General features: G+C 41.0%; 12 protein-coding genes. 5 read left to right on the top strand and 7 right to left on the bottom strand.

The window, feature by feature from the left end; genetic code table 11:
• Window positions 1-36: 36 nt before the first annotated feature.
• Both SNE25_RS16490 and SNE25_RS16485 read right to left on the bottom strand, forming a co-directional pair.
• The gene (locus tag SNE25_RS16490) at window positions 37-651 is read right to left on the bottom strand and encodes a helix-turn-helix domain-containing protein (RefSeq protein ID WP_321560090.1); all 615 of its coding nucleotides are present in this window, start codon (window positions 649-651) and stop codon (window positions 37-39) included.
• Window positions 652-1,338: 687 nt separating this feature from the next.
• Window positions 1,339-3,804: a TonB-dependent receptor gene (locus tag SNE25_RS16485; RefSeq protein ID WP_321560089.1), complete on the bottom strand. Its 2,466-nt coding sequence runs from the start codon at window positions 3,802-3,804 to the stop codon at window positions 1,339-1,341.
• A 268-nt stretch (window positions 3,805-4,072) separates the two neighbouring features.
• On the opposite strand from SNE25_RS16485, the gene SNE25_RS16480 reads away from it, so the two are divergent.
• From SNE25_RS16480 to SNE25_RS16470, 3 genes are all read left to right on the top strand, one after another.
• On the top strand, window positions 4,073-5,200 hold the full coding sequence (locus SNE25_RS16480; protein ID WP_321560088.1) for a sensor histidine kinase: 1,128 nt from the start codon (window positions 4,073-4,075) through the stop codon (window positions 5,198-5,200).
• Between the two features lies 1 nt (window position 5,201).
• Window positions 5,202-5,942, top strand: coding sequence for a LytR/AlgR family response regulator transcription factor (locus tag SNE25_RS16475; protein ID WP_321560087.1), 741 nt, complete (start codon window positions 5,202-5,204; stop codon window positions 5,940-5,942).
• 183 nt (window positions 5,943-6,125) lie between these two features.
• Window positions 6,126-7,268: a glycosyltransferase WbsX family protein gene (locus tag SNE25_RS16470; protein WP_321560086.1), complete on the top strand. Its 1,143-nt coding sequence runs from the start codon at window positions 6,126-6,128 to the stop codon at window positions 7,266-7,268.
• Between the two features lie 94 nt (window positions 7,269-7,362).
• Here SNE25_RS16470 and SNE25_RS16465 read toward each other — a convergent pair whose 3' ends face one another.
• Complete coding sequence (locus tag SNE25_RS16465) at window positions 7,363-7,821, bottom strand: hypothetical protein (protein WP_321560085.1); 459 nt, start codon at window positions 7,819-7,821, stop codon at window positions 7,363-7,365.
• A 228-nt stretch (window positions 7,822-8,049) separates the two neighbouring features.
• Between SNE25_RS16465 and SNE25_RS16460 the strand changes: the two genes are divergently transcribed.
• Both SNE25_RS16460 and SNE25_RS16455 read left to right on the top strand, forming a co-directional pair.
• The gene (locus SNE25_RS16460; protein ID WP_321560084.1) at window positions 8,050-9,111 is read left to right on the top strand and encodes a sensor histidine kinase; all 1,062 of its coding nucleotides are present in this window, start codon (window positions 8,050-8,052) and stop codon (window positions 9,109-9,111) included.
• A gap of 14 nt (window positions 9,112-9,125) precedes the next feature.
• Window positions 9,126-9,839: a LytR/AlgR family response regulator transcription factor gene (locus SNE25_RS16455; RefSeq protein WP_321560083.1), complete on the top strand. Its 714-nt coding sequence runs from the start codon at window positions 9,126-9,128 to the stop codon at window positions 9,837-9,839.
• A 51-nt stretch (window positions 9,840-9,890) separates the two neighbouring features.
• Here SNE25_RS16455 and SNE25_RS16450 read toward each other — a convergent pair whose 3' ends face one another.
• The 4 genes from SNE25_RS16450 to SNE25_RS16435 all read right to left on the bottom strand — a co-directional run bounded on the left by SNE25_RS16450 (window position 9,891) and on the right by SNE25_RS16435 (window position 18,494).
• Window positions 9,891-10,916, bottom strand: coding sequence for a hypothetical protein (locus SNE25_RS16450; protein ID WP_321560082.1), 1,026 nt, complete (start codon window positions 10,914-10,916; stop codon window positions 9,891-9,893).
• Between the two features lie 363 nt (window positions 10,917-11,279).
• Window positions 11,280-13,430, bottom strand: coding sequence for a GH92 family glycosyl hydrolase (locus SNE25_RS16445; protein WP_321560081.1), 2,151 nt, complete (start codon window positions 13,428-13,430; stop codon window positions 11,280-11,282).
• 176 nt (window positions 13,431-13,606) lie between these two features.
• Window positions 13,607-15,301, bottom strand: coding sequence for a RagB/SusD family nutrient uptake outer membrane protein (locus SNE25_RS16440; RefSeq protein WP_321560080.1), 1,695 nt, complete (start codon window positions 15,299-15,301; stop codon window positions 13,607-13,609).
• A gap of 19 nt (window positions 15,302-15,320) precedes the next feature.
• Window positions 15,321-18,494 (bottom strand): SusC/RagA family TonB-linked outer membrane protein, encoded by a 3,174-nt coding sequence (locus SNE25_RS16435; protein WP_321560079.1) that lies wholly within the window; start codon window positions 18,492-18,494, stop codon window positions 15,321-15,323.
• Window positions 18,495-18,583 lie beyond the last annotated feature (89 nt).

Here is an 18,583-nt window from a genome sequence, read left to right as displayed (position 1 = left end):
GCAATCGTCCGGAAAGGTAGGGAAAGACCAATAAATTTATGAGCTAATAGCCTTCCGGTATTGCAAAGGTGTTTGACCCGTAGTTTCTTTAAAAATTTTATTGAACGAAGACTTTGAACGAAAGCCCGAATCATACGCAATGCCCAATATCGAATAATACGCCATAGCAGGGTCTTTAAATTTATCTTTAACAGCTTCTACCCGGTAGCCATTTATGAAATTAAAAAAATTTGATTGGGCCCTTTGATTGATAACTTGCGAAAGCTGATTTGAGGTAATTCCCAATTCACCTGCAAGCATAGTCAGGCTCAAATCTTCTTTTAAAAAAGGTTTAGCTCCATCCATGTGGAATTTTAACCGAATAAAAATTTGATCTGCTTTTTCCTCGTTCAGCCCCGAATTTTTATAGTTTGCTACTTTGATGTCTTCTTCATTAAGATATTCTTGAAGTGATATATCATTGTTAAATACTGCATCCTGCTGTAGACCGCAGAAGCCAATAAAAAAAACATAGCCAGTAAGGACGGCCCCAACAACTGCAAAAAGATTGGGATAGTCAACAAGTTTATAGCTAACCCCATATTTAATAAATAGAAACAGCCCGGCGAAAAGAATAAGCAGCGAAACAACAATCCATTTTAGCCAGTTCAAGTTTATTTTTTCAGTATAGGAATAATTATTCGGCAATGTTTTTTGATACCTTAAAAGTACAAGAAAGCTTAAAACAGTGTAGTATCCGGGAATAACTGCTAATAAAGCGGTTAAGGAATATCTAAGCCCCCAATTTAATGTACTGCCAAAATGCGGGAATCCATCTTTCAAAAAAAGACCATCCTCTTTTGTGTAACGAAGAAAAAAAATTACGCAATTGAAAACCAGGAATGGGAGTAAATGGATTGACAGATTTCTTTTTTTAAACCCGTACCCCATAGATAACGAACGAATGTAAAAATAAAGCACCGGAGAACTAATTAGTGGCAGGGAAAAACTTACCAGTTGTAAATATCCCGGGAAAATGGGTTTGGCAGATAGATTATCATAATAAAACCCTAGTTGTAATGAAATAATCCCCATCCATAACATTAATATCTTATCGCTACCCGAAATTTTCTTCTTATTCTTCAAAAGCAGCATGAAAAATAAGCCATTAATAGCACCTGTTAATATTAATGATCTTAGAAGCATTTATTTCAAAAATCCAAATTAGCCAAAATAAGCTTATGATTTCTGATCAAATATTATAAAATGGGTATAAAAGCAAAAAAGCACGGTACGAAAAATTAAAACAGTAATTGTTCATCAATTCCTGGCTAAAAAGGTCGTGATTAGGTAGCAATTTTAGTTCTTTCTGATCCGGTCGCTTTCATCTTTTGAGCCACTTTCCTGTTTGTTCTTGTTTAGCATACCGGCGCCACCAAATGATCGTGTATAAGTGAGTTTTATAATAGGAAAATGCCTCGATTCGGTATTAATAGCTACATGACTGTATATATTGAACGGCTGGGGAGTAAGCGTACCATAATAAACATGAATACGTGAACTGCTCAAAATATCTGCTGCTGATAGCTGGATAGTACCCTTATTATTTTTCAGTTCCTTTTTTATACCTGCATTTAAAATGCCAAATCCATTTATTGTTTGCGTACCATTAATGGAGTAGGAATTATATCCACCCGAAATTTCTGCAGAAAAACTTTTTGACAGTTTAATTGATTGGTTAAAATTTATTGAATACCCAAAGTATGATTTGGTAAAAGGATACTGCGTATAGTTTTCTTTAAACCGCCTTAGTCCGCCAACAAAGCTATAACTCATATTCCACCAATTGCTTACTTTAAAAGGCAAATTGGTTTGAAAAGTAAGGTTATTTTGATAAACCAGGTTTTGAGGCGAGATATACAACAGGTCATGCTGCGGACTATCGCTCAACTGATACCGCGAAATGGGGTTATCATCGTGGCTATACAGCAGGGAAAAAGTATAATCGCCATAGTTATAACCCAATTTTATATTATTGGTAATGGTGGGTTTTAAAAACGGATTACCGGTATAAACCGCGGTAGGGTCACTGTAGCCAACATATGATGCAAGGTCATCATAGGTAGGCCTGCTGATACGTTTAGTGTACGACAGCTGTAATTCTGCGCGTTCGCCAGTTTTAGCAGTAAATAATAGCGTAGGGAATAATACGCTCAGTTTACGGTTAACCAGATTTTCAATGGTCTGCGGGTTATCCATATTGGTATAAGAGTATTCGTAGCGCACCCCTGCAACAAGACTTACAGCATTACTGAAATTCGCGGTAAATGATGCATAAGCCGCGGCAATCCCTTCTTTCATGAATATTTCGTTGGCAACCACGCTATTTTTAACCCATGCACCATTCAACAGGCTTTCGATACCAGACGAACTTGTGCTGGTGGTATAGGTGCTTTTAATCCCGGTTTCCAGCTTTAGTTTGGCATTCAGCTGTTTGGTATAATCGGCTTTTGCTACGCCAACATTAATGACCGTGTTTGCAAACCCGCGTTGCCGTTCGGCGCTTACACTGTTATTAGCATATACCTGTTGCCCGTGTTTATTGATGAATGAGCTTTGCACTTCCGATGGGCTGTTGTTGCTGTAATGAATATAGTCGATATCAAAGCTGAGCTTTTCATCCTGGGATAACATCCTTTCGATACTAACCGAGCCGGTCAGGTTGTTCCAACCGTTCATGCCGTTGATATGTCCGGTGTAAACGAGCAATGAATCGGGCAATATATTGTAGTCTGCGTGGCTATAGGTGTAACTGGGCGAGTGACTGTTATTATATGCCAGGCTGGTGCTAAGCGTAGTTAGCGTATCCAGTTTAATATCGGCCGTGAGCGTAGCGTTATGATTATTACTTATTTGTTTCGTTTTGGTATAAAAGGCAACTTCGGAAGGACCGCCCAAAAACGGCGTGACCTGGTGACCAGTAATAAACAGATCGGTATAGGTACGATCATGCGAGTAGGCGTATGAACCATATAGATTCACATTTTTGGTATTACGATTTAGGTTAAGACTGGCCGTGCCTTTTTCGCCCATGCCGTAGCCTCCGGTTAATGAATATGAGCCATTCGTACCACGTTTTTTGCTTTTCTTCATCACTATGTTAATGATGCCGGCACTCCCTTCAGCGTCGTAGCCTGCGGGCGGGGTGGTTAGTAATTCTATCTTTTCAATGTTATCGGCACTTGTACCACTTAGCAGGGTCTCTATCTGTCCAAGTGGCATCCGCACGGGTTTACCATTGATCATAACAGTAACCCCGTTTTTACCGTTTAAAGCAATACCGCTATTACGATGGTCAATCGCTACGCCGGGCAACCGTTCCAAAACCTGCAATGCCGAACTGCCTTTGGTAAGCACACTATTTTCTACATTCACAACCAAACCATCACTCCGCTGTTGGTACAAAGGTTTATCAGCGCGGATCACCACCTCGATCAATTGATGGATATTTTCGGCCATGATGATAACCCCTAAATCGTTTGCGGGCGTACCTGCTGTAATTATAAATACGGGCGAAACCCAAGTTTGATAACCAATGCTGCTTAACCGGACGCGGTAACTACCAGGAACAATGTTTTCTAACCTATAGATACCCCGCTCATCAGTCAACAAACTTTTAACCGGTGACGAATCAGCAGCTTTAATAACGGATGCAGTTGCATACGGCAAGGGCGCTCCCTTTCCAGTGATTACCTTACCCGATACCTGGGCCCTGGTGCTTTGCAACATACATATCAATAGCAGACTAATGCAAAGAGTTTTCATGATGGGATCAGCCTTTTCAGTGGCTGGCACAACAAATAAAAACCGTTCACAAAACTTAGAAAAATAAGGATGATAAGTGGCTACCTATAATTGACAAGACGCATAAAACAACGCAGATTGATTAAAAACAGAGGTTCTGGTTTCTATTTTACCACTTATCACTTAACAGCCGCAATTCATCAATTATTTAAAGCGCCTGATACAAAAGCAATGCATAAATCAATACAATTGCTGTATCTTAGGTATACTGAAATGTTACGGTGTAAAAATGAGCAAGTTATCAGTTGATACATTAAACCAAAACTGGCTGTTTAAATACAAGCTGTACCATATTCCATTTTGGTGTGTGTACCATTATTTTTGGTTTACAATAGCCGTTGCCAACCCATTGGTGGCTGCTAAGTCGATGTTCTTTTCGGCTTACAGTGTGAAGATTTTGGCTTATGTAATTTTTGAGGCCATTGCGGTGTACTTTAACCTGTATTTTCTGATGCCGCGCTTCATGAAAAAAGACAGGCTCACCGAGTATATCATTTATTTAAGCATTACTGCTATCTGCACGTCTACCCTTATTAACACCGGATATTACTTAAGTGCGTTTTTAGCAGGCTGCAGTGTTAAAAAAATGTTTGATGTTGATCCCGGCAACTTCACATTTTTTTACAATACCTCCTTCCCTTCTACCGTAGCCAGCATGACGCTTGGCATGAGCATTAAACTAACCAAAAACTGGCTGCAAACGGAGCGCAGGCAACAGATGCTTGAAAAAGAGAAACTGGAAACGGAACTCAATTTTTTAAAATATCAGTTTAACCCGCATTTTCTGTTCAACAGCATCAATTCTATCTTCTTCCTCATTCATAAAAACCCTGATATGGCATCCGCCTCGCTGGCCAAATTTTCCGAATTGCTACGTTATCAACTGTATGAATGCAACGGTCACCAGATACCCTTATGGAAAGAGCTCAGCTATCTCGAAAACTTTATCGAGCTCGAAAAACTCAGGCAAAACAACAACGTGCGTGTTACTTTTGAGGTTGATGAGCCGTTACCCAGCCATTTAGGAATAGCCCCTTTTATACTCATGACCTTTGTGGAAAATGCTTTTAAACATGTTTCCAAACATACCGGCGCTCGCAATTGGATAGCAATAAAATTAAACCTTACGGGCAATGAGCTTGAGCTGCATGTTGCCAACAGTACCTCGACCGATGCAACTACCGACGCGGTGAATTATGGCGGTATCGGCCTAAAAAATGTAAAACGAAGGCTCGACCTTATTTACCCAAACCAGTACCAACTGGATATAGATGAAAGCGCAAACCGGTTTGCTGTAAGACTTCAGCTTACCTTAACGGAGTTTGTACTATCCACCCCAACACTGCAAATGGCTTGATATGATGAACTGCGTAATAATTGATGATGAGCCACTGGCCCGCGAAGGACTTGCAAGTTATGTGCGCGAGGTAGACTTTCTACAACTAACGGGCACCTGCGAAAACCCGTTGGAACTCATCAAACTACTCGATCATCAATCCATCGACCTGATATTCCTGGATATTCAGATGCCCAAAATGAATGGTATCGATTTTCTGAAGATTATGCCGAAGCCACCTATGGTAATCATCACAACAGCATACCCAAGCTATGCACTGGAGGGATTTCAGCTCAACGTGCTCGATTACCTGCTGAAACCCATCACGTTCGACCGCTTTTTTAAATCGGCAAATAAGGCAAAAGATTATCACCGCCTGCTCAGCAACTCTATCCACCAGGGCGAACAAAAGGCCGAAACTTATGAGAATTACTTTTTTATAAAATGCGGCAATAAGTATGAAAAAATTTACTTTGACGAGATCCTGTATGTAGAAGGTATGCAAAACTATGTGACAATTTTTACGGGCAAAGGAAAATACATTACACTGCTTAATCTCAAAAGCCTTGAACAAAATTTGGATAGTAAGCTATTTATCCGCGTACACAAATCATACATCGTATCGACCAATAAAATTGATGGTATTGAAGGCAATGATATTTTCATCCAATCGCACCGTATACCAATAAGCCGCAATTACCGCGAGCAAGTAATACAACAGGTGGTGGCCAATAAATTATGGGATAAAATAAAATTTTCCTGATATCTTTATCTTAATACGCAGCTTTAAAACCTTTCCACATTTTGTATTTCCGGGAATTACATTTCTGAGGGAAGCTGAGCGTTTTGCCAATAAAAAGATTGTACAGAAATAATCATTAAATACGACAACGTAAAAATGAAAGAACCGAAATTCATAAAGTTTTTTTACGCGCTCTTTTTATTCATGACAAATATAATAGCGGCATATCCGCAGTCTGCAAAGCAGCAATATGACATTGCCGCTTATGTATGGCCCGCTTATCAGCCCGATGCACGATTTAAGGACATTGGTGTGTTTAAAGATGGTAAAGGTGAGTGGGAAGCTATTTATAATGCTAAACCTAAATTCCCCGGGCATAACCAGCCGCACGTTCCATTATGGGGTTATACCAATGAGGCTGATCCTAAAGTGGTGGCAAAAAAGATTGATGCTGCCGTATCACATGGTGTAAATGTATTTATATATGATTGGTATTGGTATGATGGAAAACCTTTTTTGGAGGACGGATTGAATAAAGGTTTTTTAAGTGCGGCAAACAAAAATAAAATGAAATTTTATTTGATGTGGGCCAATCACGATCACAGCAGCTACCTTGATTATACCGCTGCCGACAAAAATAAAATATACTGGCACGGGGCCATAGACAGGGCCACATTTAATAATATGATTGCTCATGTAATTAAAGATTATTTTAGCCAGCCTAACTATTACAAAATAAATGGCGAGCCGGTATTCAGTATTTATGAACTATCCACATTTATTAAAGGCATGGGCAGTATCACTGCAGCCAAAGCAGCGCTTGATTATTTTACCAAAAAAACAAAAGAAGCGGGCTTCCCTGGCTTACACCTGCAAGGCATTTTATGGTCGGCTATACCCAGTAACCTGTCTGCAGTGCCTGGTGATACCAGCAGTACCCAAAATAATACGGTTACCGAGCTGGGTTTCAAAAGTCTTACCAATTACCAGTGGTGCCATTATATCCCTTTAGACAGGTATGACAAATGGGGCGTTAAAGCAATTGAAGGGTGGCATAAATTCAGCAAAGAGTTTACCGTACCGTTTTTCCCGCATGTATCTATCAGCTGGGATCCTAATCCACGCTTCACCGGACCGTTACAGGGTATGGTTACGGATGCCAACCCAGCCGACTTTAAACGTTTTTTATTGCAGGCCAAAAATTATGCAGATAGTCACCCAGAACAACCTAAGCTGATAACCATTAATGCCTGGAACGAATGGGCCGAAGGCAGTTACCTGGAACCAGACAAACAACATGGCTACGAATATCTTGAGGCAGTAAAACAAGTGTTTGGCAAAAATTAATTTAATCCTTAAATACGGAAACCTTCGCTAATCTAAAAGAGTGTCCTTCCTGGTTAATCAAGTGCCCCGGGCGAAACGGGGCACTATTATTATATTATTTGACGCGGACAAATCCAAGCATCTCGCTTTTGGGAAGCTCCCGGGCGGTATAATAGAGGCTAAGCTCATGACCAGCATTCTTTTTTTCCAGCTGCAACAACTCTTTTACGGGCACAACCATACTTAAATCTGAACCAGCAGCATCGGCAAAAGCCCATTTCTTCAGGGTGTTTCCCTGCTCATCTTTCAGCGCTATACTCCGGCCCGTACCGGCTCCCTTATTGGAACAATGGGTATACTTTATGCGCAACTCGTCGTTGTCTTTTGCTTTATCCAGTTGTAATACCCTTAAATTCACCGGCTGGTTCACATACTGCTTCAGTAAAAGTTTGTTATTTAAGTATACCTCGTAGCCGTCCAGTCCAAACCTGGTGGTAAATCCCAATGCTGCAAAACTAAATGCGATCAGCGTAAATACCTTGATAAACGTCTGATTTATTGTGCTTTTTTTCATGATTTTTAATTTTAAAGGATCGTATTTTTGGAACAATATTAAATGAAAAGCCTACCCGGCAGAAAAATAGTAGAGCAACTACAGGAATAATAGACATCGGTTATAATTGCTTATATTCATCTACTATTTGTGCAGTTGATCGACGAAATTTCGTAAGCTTAATCTTTTTAGGTTCTTTTATAAAAGGGGTTAAGAAGCACCTCTACCACTGACGTTTAAATGATCAAAATGGATTTTTTTGACAAAACACTAAAGTTGCCATTTTCAAAACGCACCGTTTCGATAAAATATGCCCTCATACATAGTGCTTACTGGGTATTGATTACCGGATTTTTTATATATGAAAAAAGGTACCTGATCTATAAAGCCAGTATGCCTTATTTTGTTGCCTGCGTTACGGGCCGGGTCATGTTGCTTATCCTGATCGCTTATCTTAACCTGCACTATTTTTTACCGAAATATCTCTTAAAGAAGCGATATGTCGCCTATTTTATGGCGGTTATCCTTTCGGTGATCGGCTACTTAACTGCCCAAAGCCTGTTTGATTATTATTTGTATGGTTATGTGGTTGGCCCGATGCGTAACAGTGATCTGATGCAGGCATTGTCCTACAATTTTTTCAGCACCTTGTGGTACCTGGGCTTAATGCTGGCATTAAAGCTAAGCTTGGATTGGTATGGGCAGCAACTTATCATTCAGAAAATCACTGTAGAAAAATTGAATGCAGAAGTGAATTTCCTTCGCGCTCAGGTGAACCCGCATTTCTTATTTAATATCTTAAATAACCTTTACGCGCTGACACTGAAAAAGTCAGAACTTGCTCCTGATGTTGTCCTGAAGCTGTCTGAGATGATGGAATACATGTTATATGACAGTACTGATGCCAGGGTGCTACTGGAAAAAGAAATTGCTTACCTCAACAATTATATGGAACTCGAGCGGCTCAGGTTAAACCACCAATCTGTTATTACTTTAACCATTGAGGGTGAAATGACCGGTTATACAATTGCCCCCCTCCTGCTGTTGCCGCTGGTAGAGAACGCTTTTAAGCACGGAGTAAGCAAACAAACGGAAAATAGCTGGCTGAATGCAAGAATTACCTTAAACAAATCCACATTGGCTGTTATTATAGAAAATGGTAAACCACCTACAGTTGTCGGTAAAGGTAAAGGTGGAATCGGGCTCAGCAATCTGCAAAAGCGTTTGGAGCTGCTCTATCCCGGAAGGCATTCCCTGAAGTTTGAACAAAAGGCAGATACCTTCCTGGCTAAACTGGTAATTGAATTATAAAGACAGATTGAGAAATGATGTTGAAATTTGTTGTGATAGATGATGAGCCGCTTGCGCTCGAAGTATTAGACGGCTACCTGAAAAAACTGGATGGAGTACATTCTGCGTCGCTTTTTAGCCATACCGCCGAAGCATTACTCTATCTGGAAAATCACCAGGTAGATGTCTTGCTTTTGGATATCAAGATGCCGGAAATGACAGGCATCGAATTCTTAAAAGCATTATCAGATCCTCCATTGACCATTTTCACCACAGCCTACCGCAATTATGCATTTGAAGGGTATGAATTGGGCGTAATTGATTTTTTACTAAAACCGATATCCTTTACCCGTTTCAACCAGTCCATTTCAAAAGTACGGGAGTTTTTGGAACTGAAAATGCAGCACAGTAAAATTGAAGCTATTTCTGATGAAAGCGAAAATTTTGTTTTTGTCAAAAGTGGTGTTCAACGCATCAAACTGCAATTTGATGATGTAATATACATTCAGGGATTGAAAGATTATGCCATTGTATTTACACATTCAGGAAAGATCCTGCTGAAAGGCTCAATCAAAGCGATGTTGGATATTTTCCCCAACAATCGCTTTGTCCGGGTGCATAAATCTTTCATTGTATCGATTCAAAAAATCACTCGTTTAGAGAGTAACCAGGTGCTACTGAATAGTCAACAAATTCCTATTGGCCGACACTTTAAGGATGATTTAGAAAAATCATTAACTGCAAGATAAGTCAACCTGCCGCATCGCCTTCCCTGGTTTATAAAACCCCTATGATTGTGATCAAAAAGTGATTTTGTATAGGCCTTGCCCTGCAAAATACAGTGTTTTACCATCCTTCGAAATCGCCATTCTTTTGTTTGTAACATTTTCAGCTATCTCGGTAACCATATTATCACGAATCCGGAATACGCTCCCTACATTCGCCGTTGTATCACTTTCATACTCACCATTTTTTAAATATATGGTTTTAGCATCCTTTGAAATTTTAATGTCGGCCATTATAAGAAAACCAACAGTATCCAGAGCGCCCTCGAGCGGAAAGGGTGAGTGATTGCCTAAATCCACACCATAAGTGTGTTGCAGCGTATAATTAAATGGGGGGCTGGTCAGCTTATAAACATAAAGCTGAGAATAAAAATTGTCATTAAAAGACGATAAGCCTGTAAACCAAAGCTGCCCCGGATTACCACCTACATCAAAAGCGGTAAAAAAGCCCCCTTTAGTTTCTCCGTCACTTTGTGAAAGCAAACTGGCCTGACCACTCTTGGTAATCTTTAATGTTGATACCAAACCGGGATTAAAAAGCCTTGGTACGCCAACAATCAATGACTGATCTGTTTCGTCTACAGCAACGTTAAAATCACCAAAGGTTTCCGTAGTATAGTCTTGTAAAGGAGCCTGCCCTACCTTGTATTCCTTTATAACCTGCCCGCCTTTGATAATTTTAATGCCCGTTGTTGCCCGCAGATAAAAAGTAAAGTCTTTTGATATAGCAAGATGTGTCGGATGAAAATTGGTGTAAACCGAACTGGGCAATGCAACATCAACCAGCGCGTTACCTACTAATCGTTTCAGTTTTCCATTCTCCAGCAGGAACACCTTATCATCATAACAGATATGAATATCCGTGAACACGTGTTGCTGTGCCGTAAAAATGGTTTCCGGAGTATATAAAGTACTATTAGTACCTGTCAAACTTTTTGAACTTTGTGGTTGTGGAGATTCCTCAAGTTTTTTGCAGGAAAAACTAAAGGCAATGACGGCAAATATGACCAGCCTGAATGCGATGGTATTTAAATTTTTCATAACGGCCTGTTTTAATTGGTTTTAATATTTTTTAATATTTACAAACAAAGATCATACTTAGTAAAGCTGAAAAAACAGGCAACGGAGGATTGTATACTCAATTGTGTAAAGTGTTAATATACAGAAATATAACGCTATTATTTATTAAAAATCCCAATGAATATGCACATAATATCACAAATATCTACCCTGATATGCTCACTGAAAATAAAGGCCATATGGGTCAATAAAGGCTTATGGATTAAATGAAAATAATAAGAGAGTTTTGTAAGAGATATGCTCATCGGCAGCAGTAGTAGCCGAAAATAATAATTGTACAAATGAAAGAAACCGGCTCCTTATTCAGGTAGCCGGTTTCTTTGATCATTTGCTGGTAGTTATTACCAATGTTTTGCCTTTTTTCAGTTCGGCATCGTCAATAAAATAACCATTCACTTTCTGGCCGCCATAATTTATATCATTGATTTTTTTACCTGAGTTCTTTTTTATAATTGCAAAGCCCTTGTTTGTACCCCCAAATTTAAATTCTATCTTATCGAAAATCGGCACCGAAACAATATACTTAGGATCGGCAGGTGAAAACGGATAAAAGCCCATGGCATTGAATACATACCATGACGACATTTCACCGGCATCGTCCATACCGGCATAAGCCAGCTTCTCTTTACCCATACCATAAAAATGGTTCATGATGCTATCCAGTATAACCTGCGATTTTTCTTGCCTGTTAATAAAATAATACATAAACGGCGTGCTATGATCGGGCTGGTTTCCCTGGCAGTACTGACCAATAAAGCCTGATATATTTTCGGCTTCATATCCTTTCCATGGCACAGTAAAAAGCGAATCAAGCTTTTGCTCAAAAGCAGCTTTGCTCGGAAAAAGTCCAACCAGGCCATTAGGATCATGCGGTGCAAAAAAAGTTGACTGCCACGCATTGGCTTCGCGGTACATATACTCAAAGTAAGGATAATCCGGTTTGAAATTTTTCACCCAGGTGCCATCGGCCAGTCGCCCGCGCATAAAACCAGTAGCGCTATCAAATACGTTTTTGTAATTACCGGTTTTGCTCATGAGCATGCGATAATTGGCCGTATCTTTTAGTTCTTTAGCGAGTAAGGCCACCGCGTAATCGTCATAAGCATATTCTAATGTTTTGGTAACAGCGGCTTTGGTAACGGTGTTGGTTACCGGATTTTCAACATCAAGCTCTGCTATGTAGCCTTTGGTATTAAACTCGGTTATATATGGCCGGGTTCCTCCCTCAACGGTCGCATTCTTTAAAAGGAGGTTATAGGCCTTTTTCACATCATAATCCCTTAATCCCCTTAAATATGATCCGGCGATAAAAGCCGATGCATGATCGCCATGGAAAAAGGTTGGCATAAACCCTTTTATTTCTCCCTTATCTATCAATGATTTGATCACGTCGTTGGTTACCTTGGGCGAAAGCAGGCCCAACAGCACCAGTTTATTGCGATAGTCGTCCCATAAAGATGGCTCAGTATAGTAATTGAACCCCTTATTTACAACTTTACCACCTATGTCGGTAAAATCACCGTTTATGTCGCTACGCAAAGCTGGCCACAGAAACGACCGGTACAGACATGAATAGAACAATCCCTTTTGACGCTCGGTACCACCGGTAACAGTGATTTTGGAAAGCAGGTCATTCCAGGTATCTGTAGCTTCTTTCCGCACCTGGTCAAAGCTTTTATTCAGCATCTCCTTCTCTAAGTTTTCCTTTGCGTTTTTTATGCTTACAAATGAAAAACCTATCTTCATTTCCAGCGGTTTATCAGCGTCCTCAAAACTTACTACAGGTACTGTTTTTGGCTCCCCCCTTTTTGGTTCGCTTTTTACCGAATCGATACTTTTTATCTTATGGTTGGTAACCGCGTAGAAATACATTTTTTCCCCCGCTTGCTGAAAACCTGTAAAAACATTATCGCCTTCTTGAACAATGTTCCAGCTCCTAACCCGCTCATTTGACATGGAAAGATCCGCAATTATTTTTTTATGTTCCCCTGCCTTAAAGGTATATTTATGAAATGCACACCGTAATGTTGAAGTCAGTTCGGCATTAACGCCATAACGCTCCAGGTAAACCTGGTAATAACCCGGATGTGCCGATTCCTTTGTGTGGCTAAATTCCGATTTATAATCATCGGCCGCTATAGTACCGGTTGCGGGTAGTAAGGGGATATAACATAAATTCCAGTGACCTTTACTTGTATGGCTAAACCCATAAATAACCTTATCTTCATATTGATACCCAGACCCACTATGAAATTGAGTGACCGGCGTTAACTGAACCATGGCATTTGGAACAGATGACCCGGGAAATACCTCCGCTCCCCATACCCTTCTGGTTGGTACATATCCGGCGTCTTTAGCATCCCATAGCGTTGCAGTACCTAATAACGGGTTTACGTAGTTAACTGGCGCGTTTTGTGCTTGTGTGCGGGTTATGGCAAACAAAAGGAAAACGATTAATACAAAATTCTTTTTCATGATAGCTGATTGTAGTTGTGTTGGGTTTAATATATGTAGTTACTTAATAAAATGGAAAAATAAAATGCCTCGGTTGCATTTTATTTTTCAAATAAGGTAAGCGGTCCGGGGTCGACCTCTTACCTTATTTTTAATTTTAACAGTGTGTTATTTTTTCAACTGAAACGATAAACACTTCACCATCCCGGATTTTGAGTAAGGCTCGGGTCAGTTTGTATACTTTCTGTTGGGATGGGCCACAGATAGTGTTTAGCCGGATTGAATGTTCTTACCACTAATTTCAGGAAGGCGGTATTATTTGAGGCAAACTTGGCACCGCGCACCTCATTACCCGGCGGATGGTTCAGCACAACCTCGGCTATTTTCCACCTCTTGATATCATCATAACGTAACGATTCAAAGGCCAGTTCGCACCTTCTTTCGTTTCTGACCTGGTCAATCATCTTCATGGTGGTATTACCGGGATAAGTTAATGCTAAAGTATTAACAAAGCCCGCCCTTACTCGTAATGGCTTTATTGTTTTATCCCAAACGGCTGCATCCATTTGCCCCAGCATTGTTTTCGCTTCGGCCTCCATCAGTAAAACCTCGGCCCATCGTTGTATAATTATGTTTTCGCCATAATTAAAAGTACCGGATGGGGCTGTTGGGTCAAAATATTTTCTCCAATAGTATCCAGAGGTTGTACCGGTGGGACCAGCTTCATTCTTTTTGTTAGTGGCATCCGGCGCAGTTCCGGGTTTAATATAGATTGTCTGCGAATTGCCTAAGTTATTTACCCATTTATATTTATCATAAACAACGGTATAACCTAAACGGGGATCGCGATTTGCATAAGGCGCATTATTTTCGTCATAGCCAGAACCCTGTTCAAATATGTTTTTACCATCCAGCGTTAGGTAACTTTCTACCAGGTCCTGGGTTGGCACCAGGTTGCTGTTACTTGCCGCTGTAGCGCCGGATCCGGTATAAAAAGGCCCAAAATCTGACCAATCGGTCCAGGTGCGGTCGGGTTGCTGATACCCCAGATCGGCTATAACTTCAGAATTATACTTATTAGTGGCGGAGAAAATATCAGGAAAGGATGTCTGTAAAGTATAAGTGCCATTCTCGGCCTGGTTATTCATCAAATCCTCGCAAACAGTTGCGCATTCGGCCCATTGGTTATTATATAGTAATACCCTCGCCTTCATGGCCTTCGCCGCTCCCTTTGTTATACGCCCGCGATCTGTAGCTGCCAGGTCCTCTCTTTTTGGTAAAACAGCGGCGGCGGCATCCAGTTCACTTAGTATAAATTTTACCACATCGGCTTTAGGCGTTTTTGCAACCACTTTTGCTTCCTCAGGGGTTTGAACTTTGGTAATCAGCGGCACATCGCCAAAAAAGTTTGTTAACCTGAAAAGCGCATGCGCCCGCAGGTACCTTGCTTCGCCTTTCATTCTTTCAATAAGTGGAGCGCCCAGTGTGGTATTCTTATCTATGTTTTCCAAAAACAGGTTGCACGACCTGATATTGGTGTAATAACTGCCCCATTCATATTTCACCCTGTTTATACCAGGGTTAAAATTTGCGTCGCTCCCGCTTGATATCTGAGTTGGCGTACCAACGTTAACATCAAGCGGGCAAAACGCATTATCAGAAAGCGCTTCGTTATAAAAGTAGGCTTGCGCTGCGCTGCTTGAGCCCGGCTGCCCGCCACTAATTTGCTGGCTATAACAAGTGGCCAGCGCATTAAATGCATTGGCATTTACCTGCCAAAAGTTATCATCGGTATACCTGTCTTTGGGCGTGAGATCGATCTTTTTACAGCCGACCATAGCAACCGCAAGGAGTATGATGAGTTTTGTTTTATTAAAATGTCTTAAACGCATAATCATTTAATTTTAATTGTTAAAAAGTCATGTCTAAACCCATACCATAGAAAACAGGCACCGGATATCCGCGCGGGCTGTTTGCGCCTACGGTATTATCCAGGTTATTACCGAACTCAGTCCCTTCAGGATCGGTAAATTTCAATGGTGATACGGTGAGTATATTCTGAGCCGTAAAATATACCCTTGCCTTTTTTACACTTATTTTAGATAAAAAACCGGCCGGTAAAGAATACCCTATCTGTACATTTTTAAGCCTTCCGTAGGCGGCATTAAATAGATACATGTCAGAGCCGGTACGGTAATCATTGTTGTTGGCCACTGTGCCGTTTTCGGCTAAGCGGGGATATTTGGCATTGGTATTTTGTGGTGTCCAGAAATCACTGTTGCTATCGTATATCGTGCCTCCATAATTGCTGAAGTGATACGGCTCAATTAATTCGCCCCTTATCAACGCGCTCCTTTTCAGCACACCCTGTATAAATATGGTGAGGTCGAAACCTTTATAAGAGGCGTTGTAATTAAACCCAAACGTATATCTCGGAAAGGGGTCGCCTAAAATAAACTTGTCCTGCGCGTCAATTTTTCCGTCGCCGTTTTTGTCAACAAATTTCCAGTCGCCCGGAGCCAGACCTGTGGTATAATTCGCGAACCTGGGGTAGCTGTCAACCTCTGCCTGCGATTGATACAGGCCAGCGGTTTTATAACCCTGGTAAACGGTAATAGGATAGCCTACCCTGCGAACAAATTCAAATTCTTCTCTCTGGAATACATTTTCTGTTTGCCCATAACTAAATGCCAGTAATTTGCTCTTGGCATCTGAAATACTGAATGAGAAGTTTTGAGCAAACGTGCCCCTGGTTGCATAGGTTATTTTCAACTCCCACCCCCTATCCTGCACTTTAGAAACATTGTATGAGGGGAACCCTGATCCGAAGAGCGTTGGAACGTCCTGCCGGGGGGCGAGGATATCTCTCGTTATTTTATTAAAATAATCTGCACCTACTGTTAGCTGGCCGTTAAAGAACGTAGCGTCGGCACCTATATCAAGTGTTGCAGCCTTTTCCCAGGTAAGATCAACGTTGGCCAGGTTACGTGTAGCGCCTGCCGTTGCAGTATTATTAAAAGCGTAAACATTAGCATTGGTATTAAATGACGACGTAAACTGATAAGCGCTAACGTTTTGATTTCCTAATACACCATAGTTTGCCCGCACCCGCAAATCGCCTACTTTTTCTTTATAGTTGCTCATGAAATCTTCTTCGCTTAAACGCCAGGAACCGCCTATTGACGGAAAATATCCCCAGCGTTTGTTCTTAGGAAAGTTTGAAGAGGCATCACCCCTGAATGTACCGTCTAAAAAGTACTTGTTTGCATATGAGTATGAAACGCGACCGAAGTAAGAGTTAAGGCTGGTTTCAATGGTGTTACTGAGGGAGTTGTATGAACCATTGTTAGGAGTACCCGGATCTATTATAGTACCGGTGGTCGGAATACCTAAAAGCGAATCAGTTAATGATTTGCGTACACCGTTTCCTTCAGATGTATACGATTCATTAGCCACACCTACCAAAACATTTAAAGAATGTTTACCAAAGGTTTTAGTGTACTCAGCAATTAAGTTGGTATTGGTAGCAAGCGATTTGGTGTTATAGTTAGCGGTTTGTCGGCCCTGATTAGATTGTCCCGTAGGATAATAATCTAATTCAACCTGCCTTTGTAATTGCGTATTTGCTTTTACTGTACCACCAAATACAGCCCTGATTTTAAAAGCGGGCGTGATGGCATAAGCCATATTAAAACTACCGTTAATCTCATCGTTATTAGTAAACATAAAACCACCATTACGTAAAAGGTCCAATGGGTTGGATGTTACAAACCCGGTAATATAACGGCCTTGGGCGTCCTGAAAACTATCGGTTAACGGGGCGCGGAGCGCATCGCCAACTACATCATTGAATGGTTCGTTATATTGGATCTTCGCGTAGGTTAAATTCCATCCGGTGCTGAAATTGCCAAGTGTAGCTGTCTGGTTTAAACGAAAGTTAAACCGTCTTAGCCCATAAGTACCATTAATAAGGCTCTTCTCTAAATAATTACGCTGATCAAAATAGCCAAAGGACATGAGGTAAGTGCTGGTTGGTGATCCGCCACTTATGGTTAAGTTCTGATTAGTTTGCGGCGCGTTGTGCATAATGGTTTCCAATCGCCAGTCGCCGTCGCCTTTAGTTTTAATATCTGCCAATTGCTGATCTGAGTATTGCGGTGGTTTGCCCGAATTGGCCAGCGACATGTTTTTATCAAGCGCGTTTTCATATGCACCTAACGGATGAAAGGTAAAGTGGGGAACCTGCGTACCATATATACCATTGTAAGTAATGCTGGGCTTAGTGCCAAGCTTTCCCTTTTTGGTAGTAACCAATATTACACCATTGGCAGAGCGCGAGCCATAAATAGCAGCCGAACCTGCATCTTTTAAAACGGAAATATTATCAATATCATTGGGGTTCAATGTGTTCATATCGCCACCAATAATTCCGTCAATAACAATCAGCGGATCATTATTACCTGTAGTTCCGGTACCCCTGATGTTGATGTTATATGACCCGCCACCCGAGGGGCTCCAGCCTTTTTGCTGGATAACCAGGTTGGGGGACTCACCCTGCAGCGCCTGTATAGCACCGGTAACAGGGCGGCCTTCCACTGCCTGGGAACCCGATACCCTGTCAACAGCGCCGGTTAGCGAAACCTTTTTTGCCGTTCCGTAACCTATCACCACTACTTCGTTTAAGCTTTTGTTGGTTGAGGTTAGTTTAACATTGATGGTTGTTTTTCCGCCGACGGGCACTTCTACAGACTCATACCCGATGTATGAAAACACCAACGTTTCAGTTCCTTCAACATTAATAGAGAAATTTCCATTTACGTCGGTCAGCGTTCCGGATTGTTTTCCCTTTACTCCAACAGAAACACCCGTTAATTTTTCACCTGTCGCCCCGTCTGTAACCGCTCCTTTTACAGTTATGGCATTTGAGGGCTTATCTATTTTTGCAGCAGGCGATAGTTTACCGGGCGCAACGTTCCTCAAACCACGGGCAATACCGGTGTTTGAGAGGAATAACATCATCATAGCGACTATGTAAAACGGAGGCTTTTTGAAAATCGAAATTGCTGTTCGTAATTTTTTTTTCATAATTGGTTTTTAATTAGATGCTAAAAAAGATTGATTGAAATTTCAGTGATGATTTTGCTTGATTTTTTCTTCATTGGCATGATTGTTAG

Origin of the sequence: Mucilaginibacter sabulilitoris (assembly GCF_034262375.1) — a bacterium.
Classification (GTDB): domain Bacteria; phylum Bacteroidota; class Bacteroidia; order Sphingobacteriales; family Sphingobacteriaceae; genus Mucilaginibacter; species Mucilaginibacter sabulilitoris.
The sequence above is the reverse complement of the archived record's forward strand: the minus strand, read 5'-3'. Positions and strand labels throughout refer to the sequence as shown.